Genomic DNA, 19,575 nt, shown 5'->3' with positions numbered 1-19,575 from the left:
CGACGAGTCTTTCTATATTTGGATGGCGTAAACGTTTACGCGATATAAATCTAATCACTTTTGATACTTATATTATGAAATCTCAACCGTTAAGTAACTATCGATGGAGTATTTGTGCCTTGTTATTTTTTGCAACGACCATTAATTATCTCGATCGGCAAGTTCTATCCCTGACCTGGAAGGATTTCATCGTTCCCGAATTTCATTGGCGAAACAACGATTACGGAAATATCACTGCTGTTTTTTCGATTGTCTACGCCGGTTCCATGCTGTTTGCGGGCAGATTAGTTGACTGGATGGACACCAAGCGAGGGTTTTTGTGGTCAATTGGTGTTTGGTCGGTCGGTGCATGTATACATGCGTATTGCGGAATCGCTACATCTGGGATCTTGACGGGCCGTTGGTTCGTTGGTTTTGAAGAAGCAAAGGAAATCATCGGAACGGTAGGCGATGTAAGTCGCGTGGTGTCGGTAAGCGTAACCCTGTTTATTTTTGCACGGATTGTGCTGGCCATCGGTGAATCAGGTAACTTCCCGGCCGCGATCAAGGCAACTGCGGAATTTTTCCCAAAAAAAGACCGTGGGTTTGCTACGAGCATCTTCAATGCAGGCGCTACGGTAGGCGCGTTGGCGGCACCGCTGACTATTCCGTTCATTGCGGCAGCTTACGGTTGGGAAGCATCTTTTATTATCATCGGTGCATTGGGATTCGTGTGGATGGGCTTTTGGATATTTATGTATAACAAACCGCACGCGCATCCAAAAGTAAATGCTGCTGAATTGGCATATATCCAACAGGATGACGAGAACGATAGGAGCCAGATTCCAGCTGATGGATCAGTCGCCGTGCGAAGGAAAATGTCGTTTGCACAGGCGTTCAAGTATAGGCAAACATGGGCCTTCGCAGCCGGTAAGTTCATGACCGATGGCGTTTGGTGGTTTTTCCTGTTTTGGACACCAGCCTATTTAAGTTCGGTATATAGCCTGGATTCGACGGAAAGTGCGTGGCATATATTTGTACTGTATGCGCTCACCCTCTTATCGATCATCGGGGGCTGGTTGCCTACCTATTTTGTAGACAAGCAGGGGATGAATCCCTACGCAGGCCGCATGAAGTCGATGCTTATCTTTGCATTTTTTCCGTTATTGACATTGCTTGCGCAGCCTTTAGGACACATTTCGGTGTGGATTCCCGTGATCATTATCGGTATTGCTGGGGCTGCGCACCAAGCTTGGTCAGCCAATATTTTTTCGACGATCGGTGATATGTTTCCGAGATCGAGTATTGCCACCATTACAGGAATCGGCGGCATGGCGGGAGGAGTTGGAGCGTTCTTGATTAACAAAGGTTCGGGGATGCTGTTCGATTATTCTGTAGATACCAACATGAAATTCATGGGATTCACAGGAATTGAATCCGGATACTTCATTATTTTTTCCATCTGTGCAGTTTCTTATTTAATTGGATGGTTTATTATGAAGTCATTGGTGCCTCACTATTCTCCAATCACGGATATCGATTGACGATCGATGATAGCCGAAGAGGCATAAAAAAATCCTTTAGCATTGCTTTGCTAAAGGATTTTCTATTTTTATGGGGAGCACTGTTGATTTACCAACCGCTCTTTTCCCGGCGCCTTCCTGAGAATTCGCGGAAGCCGCCACCGCCGTCACGTCTACGCCGACCACCGCTTTCACCTCCGCCGTTACGGAATGACCGACCGCGCTTTTCTCCACGGCCCTCACTATGTCCTTCGCCTGCATTTTCCACACGCACCGTACGACCGTTAAAATCGATATTCTGGAATCCGCTGAACACTTTATCCACAGACGTGTTTTCAACCTCAAAGAATGTATATACGCCCTTTAGATCGATTTTGCCGATAGCTTTGCCACTAATCCGCGTGGTATTGCAAATATAGCCCAAGATATCCCCGCGGGTGAAATCATCCACTGAACCGAGGTTGATAAACAGGCGGGTATAATCCGATTTGTAGCTGTCGCGACCGAAGCGGTCTGATTTCCCTTTGCGATCCATACCGCCGCGTGCTTCGCTGGGGTCTACATTGAGGTCAGGTGCATTTTGGTAATACTCCAGAAAGCGGTTGAACTCCAATGATGCAAATCGCTTGATGATCTCTTCTTTACTCAAATCACCGAAACTTTCCATGATTTTAGGCAAGTAGGGATCAATGTGACTATCGTTGACAGCTACATCATGCACCTTGTTGATGAGTGCGAAGAGCTGCTTTTCAACGACTGCCTCACCGTTTGGTACTTCCATTTTTACAAATGATTTGCCGATTACCTTTTCGATCTGGCGAATCTTGCCCAGCTCTTTCAGGTTGATCAGCGAAATGGAAATACCCGTTTTTCCGGCCCGAGCCGTACGGCCGCTACGGTGGGTATAATTTTCGAGCTCATCGGGCAATGAATAGTTGATGACGTGTGTCACGTCATTCACGTCGATACCACGTGCGGCTACGTCCGTAGCAATGAGTAACTGCAAGCTTCGTTCGCGGTAGCGTTTCATTACCTTATCACGTTGTTGTTGTGAAAGGTCGCCGTGCAATGAATCTGCATTGTAGCCGTCTTTGATTAGCGACTCGGCAATTTCCTGGGTCTCGATTTTGGTGCGGCAGAATACGATACCGAAAATCTCGGGATTGGAATCGACGATCCGTTTGAACGCGGCATACTTGTCGCGGGCACGGATCACATAATAGTGATGCTCGATGTTGGCATTGCCCGTGTTTTTGGTGCCCATGGTCAGTTCGAACGGATCGGTCATGTATTTTTTCGCAATCCGGCGAACTTCAGCGGGCATGGTGGCTGAGAACAACCAGGTCTTTTTCTCTTCGGGAGTGGTAGACAGAATATTGTTGATGTCTTCCTGAAAGCCCATATTGAGCATTTCGTCAGCTTCATCCAATACCACGTAACGTACATTAGAAAAGTCGATGGCCTTACGTCCAATGATATCGAGCATACGGCCGGGGGTAGCAACGACAATTTGCACGCCACGGCGAATCTGACGCAATTGATCACTGATGTTTGCACCACCGTAAACGGCCACAACATGTGCATCAGGGAGATTTTTTGCGTACTTCTCGATGTCTTTGGATATTTGCAAGCACAGCTCACGCGTAGGGCAAAGAATCAATGCCTGTGGGTGTTTTTGCGAAAAGTCCAATAATTCTAACAATGGCAGACCAAAAGCTGCGGTTTTGCCGGTACCAGTTTGGGCTAATCCGACAAAATCGTTGCTGCCTGCAAGTAATACGGGAACGGCTTGTTCCTGGATAGGAGTGGGGCTTTCAAACCCTAACTCTGTGATGGCATTAACAATATCATGACGGATTCCCAATTCAATAAATGGGTTCATGAATATTTTATATACAATAGGCACTATTGCCTAAGGCGGTGCAAAGGTATGGTTAATTAATTGAAATTCAAAACCAAATAGAAAAAAATAAAAGGCCGCGCACAAGCTGCGCGGCCTTTTATTTTTTGGTCTTTGCTTTATTTTTGGCTTAATACAGCGTAAATTCCACCCTGCGGTTTTCTTGACGGCCTGCTGCCGTATTATTGGTTGCTATCGGCTGGGTAGGTCCATAACCTGTGGCTTCGATGCGTGACTGGTTTGCACCTTTGCTTACCAAGTAAGCTTTTACCGCTTCTGCCCGTTCTTTTGAAAGCCGCATGTTGGTTTGCATGGATCCGGTATTGTCGGTATGTCCGGCCAATTTGAGACTGAAATTTTTCTCGATGAGCAATGCTGCAACCTTATTGAGGCTGACGTGCGAGGTTGGACGGATGGTGGCTTTTCCTAGATCGAACTCTAGGTTTTGGATGGCCTCGTCTACTACCCGGCGATCTTCATCGGTAACGACAATTTTTTGAACAACGGGGGCCTTGGGTTCAGGTAATGGGCAGCCGGTTCCGTCCACTTTCGTTTTCTCGGGTGTATCGGGGCATTTGTCATATCGATTGGCTACGCCGTCCCCGTCGTCATCCGCAAGGTCCGCGAAGAGCCGTTCGACTTGTGCTTGCAGCTTTTCGTTCTCAGCCTTTTGAGCTTCTAAAGCTGCCTTTTGTGCAAGTATTTCATCGTAATGCGCTTGATATTCCTTTTGCATGCCGGATACCGGATTGCTATTGCCTAAGAATGGTTTGCGCTTGTCTCCCAATGCAAATTCGACGCCGAGGTGGGTATATGAAAAAATATCTTTGGAACCACCCGTGCTTACGCCGTCAAAATTTGCCGATTGTACGAGATTAAGCCGGTAGCCCAAATCGATGGCAATATCATTGGTAACGGCAAACTTCAGCCCAACCCCGCCAGGAACGAAGAGCTCCGTGGTTTGTTCATAGGTTGTCGATGATCCATTAATCTCCGCTGTCGGTTCAAAACCAAGTGCGCCGATCCCGACGTTCAGATACGGCTTGATGATGCCCTGGTGGTGCCGCCAGTTGATGTTGGCTAAGGTGACGTTGGCCGATAAAGCTAAGGACCAAGGCATCTTGGTTTCGAATGTATTGTTGTTATCCTCGTAAGCGCCGGCCACTTTTCCGCCTAGATACTCGGCTTGGACGCCAAAACCGGGCAGGATTTGTCTTTTCACGTATAGACCGTACCCAAAATTGTGCTCTACTTTGTCAAATCTGCGACGTAAACCGATCAGATTGGATTGATTCAACAAACCGATGTGTGCTCCCACGGACCATGTCCGGTATTCGGTTTCGGGTGCAAAGGGTTTTACCTCGTTGACGGTGGGTGTCTGCGCAACCAATTGGGTGGCGGATAGGATCCCTGCTGCTGCAAGCAATCCTGTTTTTCTCAGGTTCATTTTCATTATTCGTATTTGTTTGTGCAATATGTTTGATTTGGAAAGCGTTCATGCAATTAACGAGCCAGTTTTACTTTAATGTCGTTGCCAACTGTAAATATGCTAGTGCGATGAGTATAGCAATACCAAAGCTTAGCAAGGTGCCAATCAACACATATTCGGTCAGTTTGCGATCTTTTCCCTGCCGCAAATCGCCAAATCTGAAGATGGATTTTGCAGCCAGTAGGAAGCCAACTGCCTCCCAGTGGCCGATAACGATGAATAGGAATACAAATAGGCGTTCCAGTATCCCGATGAACCGACCTGCTCTGATCAGCGATTCCTCATCCTTGAATAGTGCGCCGGATTGTTTGTCTTTGGTCTCCGGCCGCCATTGGGCAATTAACATCCTGATTAGTACAGCAGGAACGAAGATGACGAACGCCAATGCAGTGGCGAAAAGTAAATTGGAGGTTGAAACGACATCGGCCCATAAAAAACTGAATGGCTCATATTGATGGGCAACGGCACCCAGTATTGCTACGTGAAGTGCTTGGTCGACTAAAAAATAATAGAGCGCGTGTTTGCTGTCTTCTGCGTAGAGCTTAGCCAAATCGATCAGGTAATGGGATACGACGATAACAGCAAAGCCTACCCAATAGGCGACATTGAAACCCAGGAATACGGCTAATAACGCTGCATGGATAAGGATGTGGATATAGAGCCTTCTTGATTTGTGCTTATGGCGCTGCTTGTCCACTACCCAGCTATCTGGCTGGAACCAGAAATCCCCAATGATATGCGCGAGTAGGAGTGTTAAAAACAATGTCATCCGTTTGCTTTTTGTTGCACCAATTCCCTGAAATAGGCCTCCATTTTAACGATTTCTTCGTATCCTGCGCGTTGCTGTCGCTCGCTGACGCGACCTTGACTGATTTTTAAGATGTTACCCAGTTCAAATTGGGTTTTTCCTGGGTTTTCCATCGAAAGCACCATGATCTCGGCTGAGTTGGGAGTCCAGCGATCCATCGTCAGTAATGCGAGCTCCAAGCACATATTGATGGCCCTATCGAGGTTTTGCCAAGGTGACTTTATGGCCAGTGTGTTTTTTTTCAATTGGTCAAATAGTCTTCCGGATCGGACGAAGGCCTCGCCATTCGCTTCGCTGATTTTTGGGGCATCGTGGGTCTTTGTGCCAATTCCGATGGCCATACGCACATCCAATCCGGCTATGCTTTTGATAAGCGCTTTGATATACAGTGCTTTCCAAAGCGTGTCGTCGGCCGGTGTGATTTCCACCTGAAAACTATCACCGCGGATGACCTCCCATGTTTTGGGTGTAGCACCGATTCCATCAAAGGCGATCTTTAATTTTGACAACCATTCATTAGGATTGGCAACCTTTCGGGAATTTACGATGTCACCGGTTATGACGCCTATCATGGTAGAGCTATTAGTCTTGCAAAAATACTAAACCGAATCAGATAAAGCAAATTTATCTGCCTACAAACAGATATTTTAAAATATCTGCCCTAGAGCAGATATTTGTATTTATCTGCCTATAAACAGATATTAAGTCGATAATCGTAAAGCTGTTGCGACGATGTAAACATAGGGGTTAATTGCAAATGCAGGCAAATTTGACTAAGTTTGCGCGAGATATCAAACGCATTTTTGTTTCAATGACAAGCAGGGAAATCCGCGAAGCCTTTCTGGCTTTCTTCGAAGATAAAGGCCACCAAATTGTACCATCAGCACCGGTGGTGGTTAAGAATGATCCCACATTAATGTTTACCAATGCGGGTATGAATCAGTTCAAAGACATCTTTTTGGGGGATGCGCGAGCAACATATCCGCGCGTGGCAGATACCCAACGTTGTCTTCGGGTGTCTGGAAAGCACAACGACCTGGAGGAAGTGGGCATCGATACTTATCACCATACGCTATTCGAGATGCTGGGCAACTGGAGTTTTGGTGACTATTTCAAAAAGGAGGCGATCGCATGGGGCTGGGAGCTGCTTACCGAAGTCTATAAATTGGATAAAGACCGGCTTTATGTGACTGTTTTCGAAGGGGATGATGTGGATGGTTTGCCTAAGGATGAAGAAGCCTACGGTTTTTGGAAGGGACTCATTGCAGAAGAGCGTATCCTGCTTGGCAATAAAAAGGATAATTTTTGGGAAATGGGTGATACAGGGCCGTGTGGCCCGTGCTCGGAAATCCATGTGGATTGTCGCCCCGATGCCGAACGCAATGCGGTGGATGGTAGCATGTTGGTTAATGCAGATCATCCGCAGGTTATCGAAATATGGAATCTTGTCTTTATGCAGTTCAACCGGCAGAAGGATGGTTCGCTGAAGCCGCTGCCTGCCAAACACGTAGACACTGGCATGGGTTTCGAGCGGTTAGTACGCGTTATCCAAGGCAAGGCTTCCAATTACGATACGGATGTGTTCCAGCCCATCATTGGCTTTATCGCCGAAAAAGCTGGAGTGCGGTACGGACATGACGAACAAACCGATATTGCCATGCGGGTGATGGCCGACCATATCCGGGCAATCAGCTTTGCTATCGCTGATGGCCAACTGCCATCCAACAATAAAGCAGGATATGTAATTCGCCGTATCTTGCGGCGCGCTGTTCGCTATGCCTATACATTCCTCCAGCTCAAAGAACCTTTTTTGCATAAGCTGGTGCCATTGCTGGCCGAGCAATTTAAGGGAGTTTTCAATGAATTGATAGCTCAACAGGATTTTGTCCAGAAGGTTGTGTTGGAAGAAGAGCAGTCCTTCCTGCGCACGCTCGTAACCGGAGTTCAGCGCTTTGAGGCCTATGCGGCCGAACATCAAACGATAGCCGGAGAATTCGCATTTGAACTCTACGATACCTTTGGTTTTCCGATTGATCTGACGGAGTTGCTGGCAAAGGAAAAGACCCTTAACGTAGACATGGTGGGATTTCAACAGGCCTTGGAAACGCAGAAAAGCCGCTCACGTGCAGCAACAGCCGTCGATACGGATGACTGGGTCGTTTTGCAGGGTACGGAAACGGTGGATTTCGTGGGGTATGATGGATTAGAAAGCGAAACCGAGATCATCAAATATCGGAAAGTCAGCGCGAAAGGCAAAAACGCATATCAACTGGTGTTGGCTGTGACACCATTCTACGCGGAAGGCGGTGGGCAAGTAGGTGATACCGGGGTATTGATTTCAAAACACCACGGCGAACAGGTAGCCATCATAGACACCAAAAGGGAGAACGGATTGATTGTGCATTATACACAAACGCTGCCCAAGGAAATCGGAGGGACTTTTGTAGCAAAAGTCGATGCGGCTAAACGGCGTGATACCGAAGGCAACCATTCAGCAACCCATTTGCTGCACGCAGCGCTCAGGCAAGTGCTCGGTGACCACGTGAGCCAAAAAGGTTCATTGGTGAATGCGGATCACTTGCGGTTCGATTTTGCACATTTTGCGAAAGTTAGCGATGAAGAACTGGCTCAGATCGAGCGCATCGTCAACGCCAAGGTCCGTGAGAACATTCCATTGGAAGAAGCGCGCGAGGTACCGTTCCAGCAGGCTATCGATGCCGGGGTAACGGCACTATTTGGTGAAAAATATGGAGATCAGGTGCGTGTCATCACTTTTGACGACGGCTTCTCTAAGGAACTGTGCGGAGGTACGCATGTACATGCAACCGGGCAAATCGGATTTTTTAAAATCACCTCCGAGAGCGCGGTGGCTGCCGGGGTAAGGCGCGTAGAGGCAATTACCGGAAAGAAGGCCGAACAGTTTATCCAGGAACAAGTGGGGATTGTCAACAATATAAGGGAATTGCTGAATAATCCCAAAGATTTTGTGTCGGCACTCAACAGGCTGTTGGAAGAGAATACTTCCTTGAAGAAGGAGGTAGAGCGGACTATGGCCGGTAAAGCGCTTCAGTTAAAAGGCCAATTGGTAGACAAGGCTATGGACGTCAATGGCATCAAAGCCATATTCGCACAGGTGGAGTTGCCGACAGCTGATGCAGTAAAAACACTGGCGTATGCGTTGAAAGGGTCCATCGAAAACCTTTTCCTCGTATTGGCTGCAGAAATTAATGGAAAGCCGGGGCTCACTGTAGTCATTTCGGACAACCTGGTGAAGCAACGAGGATGGGATGCGGGGGCAATTGTGCGGGAGTTGGCGAAAGAAATACAGGGCGGTGGTGGCGGACAGCCTTTCTATGCTACGGCAGGCGGCAAAGACGCAGGTGGTCTGGAGAAGGCGCTGGTTAAGGCAAAGGAATATGTGCAAAGCCATACAAAGCTTACTGAAAATGTCGAATAGATTAATAATCATTGTAGGGTGGACTATCCTGTTGTTCTCGTCTTGCGCAAGCAATCAGGAATTTACGATTGACGGGCAGATTGCCAACAAAGGAAGCATACGTACCGTGGCACTCTATGAAGGTGACCGGAAGTTGGATTCCGTTTACCTCAATGAGCAAGGCAAGTTCAAGTTTGTGCGGGCCGCTACGCATCCCCGATTACTCACCTTGGAAGCGGGGAATAACAAATATCACGTTATCCTACAGGCAGGTGATCGAATTTCGTTCCATGCTGACCTTGTGCAACCGAGTAGTTCTTACGAAGTAGCTGGTTCACCGCTGTCAGATAAAATAAAAAGCTTCGCCAACGACATTGCTGAGAAGGATCGATTTCAGTTGGAACTGCAAGAATCGTTTGCGCGCCAGTCGTCCGGGCTGGGCGATACCGCGTTGATTACCCTGCGGCAGCAATTTTTACAACAGTATCGCCAACGGATGCAGGAGTATACGGAAGCGGTGGTGCGCTTCGCCGATCAGCATGATGACTTAGCCGGATTCTATGCGATGAGTACGTTGGACACCGAACTTGCGGAAGCGGAGCTGGTAGCGTATGCTGATCGTATTGCCGGACGGTGGGATGATAATGCGCGTGTGCGGGAATTTTTGGAAGAGATGGGGCGCTTGAAAAGGTTGGCTATAGGTCAGCCGGCGCCCGACTTTGAATCCCTTACGCCAAACAATCAACAGGTCAAACTTTCCGATTTCAGGGGCAAATACACCTTGGTGGATTTCTGGGCTTCTTGGTGTGTGCCTTGCCGCGAGGAGAATCCCAATATTGTAAAACAGTATCATACGTATAAGGACAAGGGGTTTACCGTATTGGGTGTATCACTGGATGGTAATCCAGGCTCGTGGATGCGGGCCATCAAGGATGACCAGTTGGAATGGACTCACGTTTCTGATTTGCAGCAATGGGGGAGTGAAGTGGTCGGATTGTATCGCATACAAGCTATCCCGATGTCATACCTGTTGGATCCCCAAGGCATAATCATCGCCAAAAATTTAAGGGGAGCTGACTTAGAGGCTTTTTTGAAGGAAACGTTGGATTAGTACTTTCTTTGTGTTAATGAATGATGCGGTTTAATGATTTGTTAATTTTGGTTTAACCTTTTGTTGTCATTAAGTACATATTTTAGCAAAAAATAACGCCATGAGCACCGCAAAACAAAAGATACTGGTCGTAGACGATGAACCGGACATTGTAGAGTTGATTGCCTATAACCTCAAACGCGAAGGTTATCAAGTGCATACTGCATCCAATGGGCAGGAGGCCGTAACCACGGCCAAGAAGATCATGCCGGATTTGATTATTCTTGATGTAATGATGCCCAAGATGGATGGAATTGAGGCCTGCCGTATTATGCGGGCCATGCCGGAATTCAAAAGTACATTTATGGTGTTCCTTACGGCGCGTAGCGAAGAATATTCCGAGATTGCGGGATTCAATGTCGGCGCAGATGATTATATCGCTAAGCCCATCAAGCCGCGTGCATTGCTAAGCCGTATCAATGCGATCCTCCGCCGGAATGCTCAAAGTGAAGATCCCGTCGATGAAAAGCTGGAAGTTCTGGACCTTGTTATTGATCGGGAGGCGTTTTTGGTTTTCAAGAACGGTGAAAAGATTGTGCTGGCCAAAAAAGAGTTTGAATTGCTTTATTTATTGGCATCCCGGCCGGGTAAAGTCTATACCCGTGAGGTTATTCTCAAAAACATCTGGGAGGATTCGGTGGTAGTGACCAATCGTACCATCGATGTGCATATCCGCAAGTTGCGCGAAAAAATTGGCGAAAACTACGTTTCTACCGTAAAAGGCGTGGGATATAAATTCGAAGCTTAACTTGGTTAAGAAATGCTGAAGTCGTCATAAACAGTCTTTTTGAGGTGATAGTCGTGTGCTTCGGCGACACGGTTGGCCTCTTGTACGAATTTGCCACTACTGATGAGTAACTGCAGATTTTTGATGTCATAGGCAAAAACACGATCCCGATCAGTAAAGGGTACATTGGTTCTCACCAGCTTGTGACAGGCTTGCAGCACCTCGGATGACCGGAGTGGTTTTCGGAAGTCCATTGCTTGGGCAGCATACAAGAGTTCGATAGCAAGGACATATTCGAGGTTATCGATAACCCTGTTTAGCTTGCGTCCGCTGATGGAGCCCATGGAGACGTGGTCTTCCTGCCCCAATGACGTAGGGATGCTATCGGCGCTCGCCGGGAAGCACAGGGTTTTGTTTTCGGAGACCAGCGCAGCTGCCGTATATTGCGGTATCATGAATCCTGAATTCAATCCCGCATCGCGGATAAGCAGTTTTGGAAGACCATAACGCCCTTCGATGATGAGATAGCTCCGGCGGTCGGAAATATTGCCCAGTTCGGCTGCGCCCACAGTGGCATAATCAAGCGCAATCGCCAACGGCTGGCCGTGGAAATTTCCCCCACTGATGGTATCATGCGGACCCAATACGATGGGATTGTCGGTGACGGCATTGATTTCTATTTCCGTAAGCTCCTTGAGGTGGAGCCAGGCCGTGCGGGAAGCTCCGTGTACCTGTGGTATGCAGCGCAACGAGTAGGGGTCTTGTACACGTCCGCAATCGGGATGGGAGTTGGCGATTTCGGATTTGTGCAGCAGTTGCCATAGGCGATGTGCTACAAGCTGATTACCCGGGTATGGCCGGATTTGATGTAAGCGAGCATCAAAGGGTTTATAGGAACCCATCAGGCCTTCGAGTGACATGGCACTGATGAAATCGGCAGCTTCCAAGGCATTATGCATGCGGTACAATGCATGAACCGCATGGGCCGCAATGAATTGTGTACCATTGATCAGTGCCAGACCTTCCTTAGGCCCGAGTTGCAAAGGAGACATCCCCTGCGCCCGCAACGCTTCCGCTGCTGATACGATATTCCCTTTGTAATAAACTTCGCCGATTCCGATAAGTGGTAGGAAAAGGTGAGAAAGGGGAGCAAGGTCGCCAGAAGCGCCCACCGAACCCTGTTCTGGGACAACGGGGATGATATTTTGCTCGGCCATCCAGATGATGCGTTCGAGGGTACGTAGCTGGACACCCGAATATCCCTGCGCCAGTGCCTGTGCCTTAATGATCATCATGGTTTTGGCCACGGCTTCCGGAATAGGACGACCAACCCCTACCGCATGGCTTTTAAGTAGATTGTGCTGCAGGTTGATCGTGTCTTCGGCAGAAATAATGGTGTCGCAGAGCGGCCCAAACCCTGTGTTGATCCCGTAGACCACCTCGCTGTGCGCTGCAATGTTCTTTACATAAGCGGCAGACTGATCGATTTTATGCCTGGCTTTTGGAGATAACGTGCCATGGAGTTTTCCATTGGTTAGTGCCATAGTGGTGCCCACTGTGAGCTTGTCGGTACCGTATCGAAAATTTTTCATGGTGCATCATATGTTAATGACTCGTTAATACGAGCGGAAAGCGCCTCATCCATTGGAGCAAAATCAAGGGGCCTTGTGCCTGGTATAGATCCATTGGTGTGTAGATTACGTAAGTGCTTACGCAATGTTCGGAACTATCGGCGAGTTTTACAAACTTAAGTGAAGATTAATGGCAGGGGTTCCCGCACATTCAAATATTAAGCTAACTTTGGCGTGCATGTCGATATTTCGCTTCAAACAATTTGCGGTAGATCAGGCGGGTTGCGCCATGAAGATCAACACGGATGGCGTGTTGTTGGGCGCGATGGCTCAGGCTGAGGCCCCGAAGCGTATCCTGGACATCGGTACAGGTACCGGCGTTATCGCGCTTATGCTTGCACAGCGTTTTCCATTGGCCACCATCGATGCCATCGAAATCGATGCTGAGGCCGCTCGCACTGCAGGCAGGAATTTCCAAAATTCGCCTTTTGCGGACCGTATTTCTTGCCATGCAGTGGCGTTGGGCGACTTCGAGCCAAAATACCATTATGACCTCATGGTGTCCAATCCACCGTATTTCCTGCATTCGCTGAAAAATCAAGACGTGCGTAAACGTATTGCGCGGCACGCGGACATATCTTTTTTTGATCAATTGCTGGAGCGTTCAGCACGATGGCTGACTCCGAAAGGAGGGGTGCAACTGATACTCCCTATTTCGCTGGCAAACGACGTTGGTCGGCAAGCCGAGGATGGATATGGAATGGTCGTGCAGGGGGCGGCAACTATCCGTTCCTTTTCGACGCATCCGCCGATAAGGTGCGTATTGGCAATCGGTAAAGCGACTGGTAACCCTGAATTCGGAGAACGCGAGTTTTTAATCTATGAAGGTAAAGGTGTCTACAGCCCGGCATATCGAAAATTGCTGAAGGATTTTTTCCTGGCATTTTGATAATCCCTATCTTCGCGATTGGTTATGACCAGGATCGGATTACTTTCAGATACACATGGCTACCTCGATGAAGCCATATTTACGCATTTCGACCGATGTGACGAAATATGGCATGCTGGCGATTTCGGCGATATGGCGGTAGCTGATACCCTGTCGGCATTCAAACCACTGAAAGGAGTCTTTGGCAATATTGACGGATCGGTTATCCGCAATAGCTATCCCGAAAACCTGCGGTTCAGATGTGAAGCCGTAAATGTCTGGATGACCCACATTGGCGGTTATCCGGGCCGCTACAGTCTGCAGGTAAAACAGGAAATCCAGCGACACCCCCCTCAACTTTTCATCTCCGGGCATTCTCACATCCTGAAGGTGATGTATGATCAAAAGTTACAATGCCTTCATCTCAATCCCGGAGCAGCTGGAAAACAAGGATGGCATAAGGTGCGAACGCTTTTGCGTTTTAGCATTGACAATAATCGTATTGAGAACTTAGAAGTCATTGAATTGGCAGTAAGATAAACATTATTTTACACTAAGTTTTTTATTTTATATTCCTTAAGTTGCTTTTTTCGTTATTTTTGTGCGGTTTAGTAATTATTTAAAATACACTAACTGCATTCAAATTATGACAAAAACGATTACATTGGGTCAATTCATCATCGAAAAGCAAGCAGATTTTCCATATGCAAAAGGTGAATTGTCAAGACTTCTGCGTGACATTGGCATTGCTGCCAAAATTGTTAACAGGGAGGTCAATAAAGCAGGGCTTGTTGGCATCCTTGGCGACAACGGGACTACGAATGTCCAAGGGGAGGGGCAGAAGAAACTCGATGTATATGCCGATGAACAATTTATTTCCGCGTTGCGGAGCGGCGGAGAATGTTGCGTGGTGGCCTCCGAAGAACATGACGATTGTATTTTTATCAATTCCGAAATATCGCAGAATGCCAAATATATCGTTTGTATCGATCCGTTGGATGGATCATCAAATATCGATGTGAATGTGTCTGTCGGTACGATTTTTTCCATTTACAGACGTACTGCCGTCAATGGGCCGGTACAGCCCTCCGAAATCCTCCAGAAGGGAACGCAGCAAGTGGCTGCCGGCTATGTTATCTATGGATCTTCTACCATGCTGGTGTACACCACCGGTAAGGGTGTCAATGGCTTTACGCTCGATCCGTCTATCGGTGAGTTCTGTTTGTCACATCCCAATATGCAGATACCTCGAATCGGTACGATTTATTCAATAAATGAAGGTAATTACATCAAATTCCCCCAAGGTGTAAAAGATTACATCAAGTATTGTCAAGTGGAGGATGGGGCTACACTTCGGCCGTTTACCTCACGTTACATCGGATCGATGGTGGCCGACGTGCATCGCAATTTGATTAAAGGCGGTGTTTTCCTCTACCCAACCACGTCTTCCCACACTCAAGGCAAGTTACGGTTGATGTATGAATGCAACCCGTTGGCACTTATTATTGAGCAGGCTGGAGGCAAGGCTACGGATGGTTTCCGTAGGATATTGGAAATCCAGCCAGAGGACCTGCACCAACGTACACCCATCTTTATTGGCAACATTGAAATGGTTGAGAAAGTGGAGGAATTCGTTCAGTTGTCCGAAGTGGAGGCTATTCCCGGGAGTTTTTAGAGGCTGTCGCGTACTTCAAGCAGAAACGTCTTCAAGCGCTGGAGCGAATCGATGACTCGTTGATTTTCACGCGCTTCGCTCTTATTGTTTCGCAGGTAATCCCGCGCGCCTTGCAGCGTGTATCCCTTGTCTTTGACGAGGTTGAAGATGATTTTCAGGTTCGCAATATCCTCCGGGGTGAATAATCGGTTTCCTTTCTTATTCTTTTTTGGTTGGATGATATCGAATTCGCGTTCGTAAAATCGTATTTGAGACGCATTAACGCCAAACATGGTCGTCACTTCGCCCATGGTGTAATAGAGTTTGTTTATTTCACGCTCTTTGTATGGCATATTACGACATGAAAAGCTGCGATTCGCTATCGCAAAGATACAATTACATTCTGACTATTATGCGAATCTGCGCCAATTTTTACCAAATCAATTAGTCAAAGGATTGGTTTTCCTGTGACGCGGCTTCCAGGATGGCTGCATATTCTGTTGGCGTGAGGTCGTTGTAGATGAAGTTAATTGGGTTTATCGGCCGGCCGTTTTTGTGTACTTCGTAGTGCAGGTGTGGGCCTGTTGAAGTGCCTGTATTGCCAACGTAGCCGATAAGATCGCCGCGCTTTACCTGCTGGCCTGTTTTTACGGCAAAGCGGCTCATGTGGCCGTAAAGTGTTTTATAGCTGTACCCATGGTTGACGACCACCCGGCGGCCGTACCCGCCATCGATACCCGCCGCTTCCACCTTGCCATTGCCCGTAGCGTAGATAGGTGTGCCTGCAGGGGCAGTGAAATCAATGCCAGCGTGCATTTTCCGGATTTTATATACCGGATGTATCCGAATTCCGAAGCCCGAAATCCCGGCGCGTGCTTTTCTACTATCCACGGGCTGGATAGCGGGGATACTAGCCATCATCTCCGCTTTGGATTTGGCCATCTCGGTCAAATCGTCGTAGGATTTCGATTGGACATACAAGGCTTTGGATATGTAATCGAGTTTTTTGGCAGTTTCGATCATCAAGTCCGAATTGCTGAAATGCTCTAGGTTTTTGTAACGGTTTACACCACCGAAACCCGCTTTCCGAACATCGGAAGAAATCGGGTCTGCCTCAAAGATAACACGGTAAATATTGTCATCACGGTGTTGCATGTTTTCGAGTGCGGCGTCGACCTGCTTCATGCGTTCTTGCATGATATGATATTGCAACGCCATCTGATCAGCCTCGCGCTGAAGTTGTTTCTCCCTCGGGGAATCGATAAAGGTGAAGCCAATGTACAAGAGAAGAATCGCACATGCAAAGGAGCTTGTCAGAAATCCAACTGCGCGCAGTGCCCAGATTTTGGAGCTTGTTTTTACTTTCTCATACTTCAGCGTATGTGAATTGTAGTGGTACTTCGTTTTCGCCATTCGTTTTTTTTTGATGGTCAACTAATGGGTTAGCGGAGACTGGCGCAAAAAATAGCTAATATATGGTAAGCTATTATGTGAAAAAATGTTAAAAATTAAAAGCCCGATATGTTATTTGGTCATTCCGAGAAACAACGCTATTTTCTGCTTGAGTTGACGGCGATCTACGATAAAATCAAGGAATCCGTGTTCGAGCAAAAATTCTGAAGTTTGGAAACCTTTTGGTAGGTCTTTTTTGATGGTCTCCTTAATAACGCGCGGACCGGCAAAGCCAATGAGTGCACCCGGTTCGGCAATATTAATGTCGCCCAGCATCGCGTATGACGCTGTCACGCCACCGGTCGTCGGATCTGTCAGTAAGCAGATATAAGGCAATTTGGCCTCATTCAGGAGCGCAAGCTTCGCCGAAGTTTTGGCCATTTGCATCAATGAAAAAGCGGCCTCCATCATGCGCGCACCTCCTGATTTGGATATCAGCATAAAGGGTGTCTTATGTTGCAAACAATAGTCAATGGAGCGAGCTATTTTTTCGCCTACCACCGAACCCATGGATCCGCCGATAAAGGTGAAATCCATGCACGCTAATACGAGGTCCTGTCCTTCTATTTTTCCATGCGCACAGCGGATGGCATCATTCAAGCCTGTTTTAGTATAGCTTTCTTCCAGGCGCTCCGTATATTTTTTCGTGTCTTCGAAGTGGAGCGGGTCGCCGGACCGCAAATTGGCGAATAGCTCCGTAAACTGATTATCGTCAAACAAAATGGAAAAATAAGCGGCGGAGCCAATGCGTAGATGGTAGCTACAATAATGGCATACATACTTGTTTTCAATCTGTTCGATATTCAGTAAAGGTTTTTTGCAGGAAGGGCACTTGTTCCATAGGCCGTCAGGTGCTTCCTTTTTGTGTTCGGTAGCCGTACTGATCCCGGCCTTTTCACGTCTAAACCAACTCATGCAAATCGTGTTATGGGATGCAAACTTAGATAAACTTGTGTGGATATGCAAGTGTTGTTGAGCGGATCGGTGTTATGTGGTAACGTTAGGAGGCAGCGAAAGGGCTATGGGAAGATCCACAGGCATAAATAAAAAATGGGTAAGCTACTTTTATCGCACCGCTACAACTCGATACCCTTGCTGCGTTCCCACCCTGGGGGATTCTCGAGGAGCTGGTCGTAAAAGACTTACCCACGGCAAAAGTAGCGAAAATTGCGATAACAACCAATAAAAATCACGTTCCGTTCTCAACTGGTTGGTTTAGAGCAAGTCTATTTTATCCGGTATACTTTGCCGGGAAGCGCAACGATGATGCCTTTCATCTCCAGTTGAAGCAGGATGATGGCCAGCTTGCTTTGCGGCCATTGCAGCTGCCGTGATAGTTCGTCAATTGTGACCTGCTTAGCGGTCTGTATGGTGGCATATGCCTGTTGTTCAGAAGTATCAAGCGATACGGGAAGCGCCAGTTGCTTCGGTTGCACGGGCGTCTGCGCAAGCTCCCAATTCATCAGGTATTGCAAATCTTTGGCACCGGTGATCAGGTGGGCCCGGTTGGTTTTAATGAGGTAATTGCATCCGGCTGAAAATTCTTGGTCCAATTTCCCGGGGAATGCACATACGTCGCGATTATAAGTATTCGCAATTTCGGCAGTAATCAACGCACCGCCTTTGGCAGCGGCTTCCACCACGACGGTCACATCGGCCAGACCAGCGATGATGCGATTGCGCATAGGGAAGTTTTGCTTGTCCGGATTCGTGCCGGAAGAAAATTCCGTAAGGAGCCCACCACTGCCAATCATCTTCGCAGCCATCTCCCGGTTTGCTGCCGGGTATATACGATCGAGTCCATGCCCAAGTACACCAACAGTAGGTATCCCCTGTGCCAGCGCGTTTCGGTGCGCGTAGCTGTCTATACCGTAAGCTAAGCCGCTGATAATGGTGACCTCGTAGGGGACAAGGGCTTTTATAAACTCGGCACAAATGGATTTACCATAAGCGGTAGCATTGCGTGTACCCACGATGCTGATCGTTCGTGAAGGATTGAGGTCTGTATTTCCTTTGTAATACAGTAGGATCGGCGCATCGGGACACTCGGCTAGCCGCTTCGGATATTTTTTGTTTTCACAAAAAATCGCCTCGATGTTGTGTTTTTCAACAAAACGGAGCTCAATTTCGGCTTCCCGTAGTGGCTGGGCCGCCAATATGTTGTCTGCCAAACGCATGCCTATTCCCGGAATGGTAACCAATTGTTTCTTGGAAGCCGAGAATATAGGCTCCGCATTCCCAAAATGGGAAATGAGGTGACGTGCCGCTACTGGCCCTACACCATTGACCTTGGTCAGTGCTATTTGGTAAAGTAGGCTCATTTGGATAGGCGAATATAGTAAAAAAGCTTAAACTCATAGCAGATAACCCTATCGGGTATTGTTTTTTATTGTCGGATTGAAATAGCTGTATTACATTTGTAGAATGCCGGAATATAAAATCCCCCAACCAGAAGTTTGGATGCGCGGCCCCATACCAGACGTACCTTCGCTACTGCAACCTGTGGCGCATGCGCTATTACAGGCGAGCGAGGAGGTCGTGAGGTATATGGATGGATTTGATGATACTTGGCTATGGGTACGACCGGCCGGCAGTGCGTCCATAGGTTTCCATTTGCAACATATAACAGGGGTGATAGACCGGTTGTTTACTTATGCGTTGGCTAAACCACTGTCAGACCCACAATTTGAATACCTCCGTAGGGAGGGGCAGGGGATGTCAGATCTCAGTTCGGGCGATTTGGTGGCGGCATTCGGAAAACAGGTGGACCTTGCCATTATACAATTGACGGAAACAGACGAAGCCATGCTAACCGATACCCGTTATCTGGGCAGAAAGCAGATACCGACCACGTTGTTGGGCTTGCTTTTCCATGCCGCCGAACACACCCAACGCCATGTAGGTCAGCTGCTCGTAACGGTAAAGCTCATCCCGTTTGTCAATAGCGAAGGCGAGTGA

At 47.7% G+C, this 19,575-nt stretch carries 17 protein-coding genes and 1 other RNA gene; 8 read left to right on the top strand and 10 right to left on the bottom strand.

Annotation, left to right across the window (positions count from 1 at the left end):
• Positions 1-74: 74 nt before the first annotated feature.
• Positions 75-1,523, top strand: a complete 1,449-nt coding sequence (locus IEV98_RS16780; RefSeq protein WP_188507169.1) for an MFS transporter — start codon at positions 75-77, stop codon at positions 1,521-1,523.
• An 88-nt stretch (positions 1,524-1,611) separates the two neighbouring features.
• Here the strand turns inward: IEV98_RS16780 and IEV98_RS16775 are convergent, their stop codons facing one another.
• The 4 genes from IEV98_RS16775 to IEV98_RS16760 form a co-directional block, all read right to left on the bottom strand.
• Positions 1,612-3,384: a DEAD/DEAH box helicase gene (locus tag IEV98_RS16775; RefSeq protein ID WP_188507168.1), complete on the bottom strand. Its 1,773-nt coding sequence runs from the start codon at positions 3,382-3,384 to the stop codon at positions 1,612-1,614.
• Between the two features lie 148 nt (positions 3,385-3,532).
• Positions 3,533-4,855, bottom strand: a complete 1,323-nt coding sequence (locus tag IEV98_RS16770; RefSeq protein ID WP_188507167.1) for an OmpA family protein — start codon at positions 4,853-4,855, stop codon at positions 3,533-3,535.
• A gap of 64 nt (positions 4,856-4,919) precedes the next feature.
• Positions 4,920-5,660, bottom strand: a complete 741-nt coding sequence (locus IEV98_RS16765) for a DUF3307 domain-containing protein (RefSeq protein ID WP_188507166.1) — start codon at positions 5,658-5,660, stop codon at positions 4,920-4,922.
• On the bottom strand, positions 5,657-6,271 hold the full coding sequence (locus IEV98_RS16760) for a transcriptional regulator (protein ID WP_188507165.1): 615 nt from the start codon (positions 6,269-6,271) through the stop codon (positions 5,657-5,659). Before IEV98_RS16760 ends, IEV98_RS16765 begins: the two co-directional genes overlap by 4 nt.
• 239 nt (positions 6,272-6,510) lie before the next feature.
• Between IEV98_RS16760 and alaS the strand changes: the two genes are divergently transcribed.
• From alaS to IEV98_RS16745, 3 genes are all read left to right on the top strand, one after another.
• The gene (gene alaS / locus IEV98_RS16755; RefSeq protein WP_188507164.1) at positions 6,511-9,156 is read left to right on the top strand and encodes an alanine--tRNA ligase; all 2,646 of its coding nucleotides are present in this window, start codon (positions 6,511-6,513) and stop codon (positions 9,154-9,156) included.
• Positions 9,146-10,246: a TlpA disulfide reductase family protein gene (locus IEV98_RS16750; protein WP_188507163.1), complete on the top strand. Its 1,101-nt coding sequence runs from the start codon at positions 9,146-9,148 to the stop codon at positions 10,244-10,246. Before alaS ends, IEV98_RS16750 begins: the two co-directional genes overlap by 11 nt.
• A 100-nt stretch (positions 10,247-10,346) precedes the next feature.
• Positions 10,347-11,033, top strand: coding sequence for a response regulator transcription factor (locus IEV98_RS16745; protein ID WP_188507162.1), 687 nt, complete (start codon positions 10,347-10,349; stop codon positions 11,031-11,033).
• Between the two features lie 5 nt (positions 11,034-11,038).
• Here the strand turns inward: IEV98_RS16745 and hutH are convergent, their stop codons facing one another.
• The gene (hutH, locus tag IEV98_RS16740; RefSeq protein ID WP_188507161.1) at positions 11,039-12,604 is read right to left on the bottom strand and encodes a histidine ammonia-lyase; all 1,566 of its coding nucleotides are present in this window, start codon (positions 12,602-12,604) and stop codon (positions 11,039-11,041) included.
• A gap of 217 nt (positions 12,605-12,821) precedes the next feature.
• Between hutH and IEV98_RS16735 the strand changes: the two genes are divergently transcribed.
• From IEV98_RS16735 to fbp, 3 genes are all read left to right on the top strand, one after another.
• Positions 12,822-13,532: a tRNA1(Val) (adenine(37)-N6)-methyltransferase gene (locus tag IEV98_RS16735; RefSeq protein WP_188507160.1), complete on the top strand. Its 711-nt coding sequence runs from the start codon at positions 12,822-12,824 to the stop codon at positions 13,530-13,532.
• 24 nt (positions 13,533-13,556) lie between these two features.
• Positions 13,557-14,051, top strand: a complete 495-nt coding sequence (locus IEV98_RS16730) for a metallophosphoesterase family protein (RefSeq protein ID WP_188507159.1) — start codon at positions 13,557-13,559, stop codon at positions 14,049-14,051.
• 106 nt (positions 14,052-14,157) lie between these two features.
• Entirely contained in the window at positions 14,158-15,186 is a 1,029-nt protein-coding gene (fbp, locus tag IEV98_RS16725; protein WP_188507158.1) for a class 1 fructose-bisphosphatase, read from the top strand.
• Here the strand turns inward: fbp and IEV98_RS16720 are convergent.
• The 5 genes from IEV98_RS16720 to dprA form a co-directional block, all read right to left on the bottom strand.
• Positions 15,183-15,518, bottom strand: coding sequence for a MerR family transcriptional regulator (locus IEV98_RS16720; RefSeq protein ID WP_188507157.1), 336 nt, complete (start codon positions 15,516-15,518; stop codon positions 15,183-15,185). The two genes, fbp and IEV98_RS16720, sit on opposite strands and share 4 nt — an antisense overlap.
• 91 nt (positions 15,519-15,609) lie before the next feature.
• Positions 15,610-16,578 carry a M23 family metallopeptidase gene (locus IEV98_RS16715; protein WP_188507156.1) on the bottom strand — a complete coding sequence of 323 codons (969 nt, stop codon included), beginning with the start codon at positions 16,576-16,578 and terminating at the stop codon, positions 15,610-15,612.
• A gap of 111 nt (positions 16,579-16,689) precedes the next feature.
• Positions 16,690-17,532 (bottom strand): acetyl-CoA carboxylase, carboxyltransferase subunit beta, encoded by an 843-nt coding sequence (gene accD / locus IEV98_RS16710; RefSeq protein ID WP_188507155.1) that lies wholly within the window; start codon positions 17,530-17,532, stop codon positions 16,690-16,692.
• Positions 17,533-17,667: 135 nt separating this feature from the next.
• Positions 17,668-17,765, bottom strand: an RNA gene (gene ffs, locus IEV98_RS16705) — signal recognition particle sRNA small type.
• 78 nt (positions 17,766-17,843) lie between these two features.
• Positions 17,844-18,938, bottom strand: a complete 1,095-nt coding sequence (dprA, locus tag IEV98_RS16700) for a DNA-processing protein DprA (protein ID WP_188507154.1) — start codon at positions 18,936-18,938, stop codon at positions 17,844-17,846.
• Between the two features lie 103 nt (positions 18,939-19,041).
• Between dprA and IEV98_RS16695 the strand changes: the two genes are divergently transcribed.
• On the top strand, positions 19,042-19,575 hold the full coding sequence (locus IEV98_RS16695) for a DinB family protein (RefSeq protein WP_188507153.1): 534 nt from the start codon (positions 19,042-19,044) through the stop codon (positions 19,573-19,575).

The organism is Parapedobacter pyrenivorans (assembly GCF_014636865.1).
Classification (GTDB): Bacteria; Bacteroidota; Bacteroidia; order Sphingobacteriales; family Sphingobacteriaceae; genus Parapedobacter; species Parapedobacter pyrenivorans.
The sequence above is the reverse complement of the archived record's forward strand: the minus strand, read 5'-3'. Positions and strand labels throughout refer to the sequence as shown.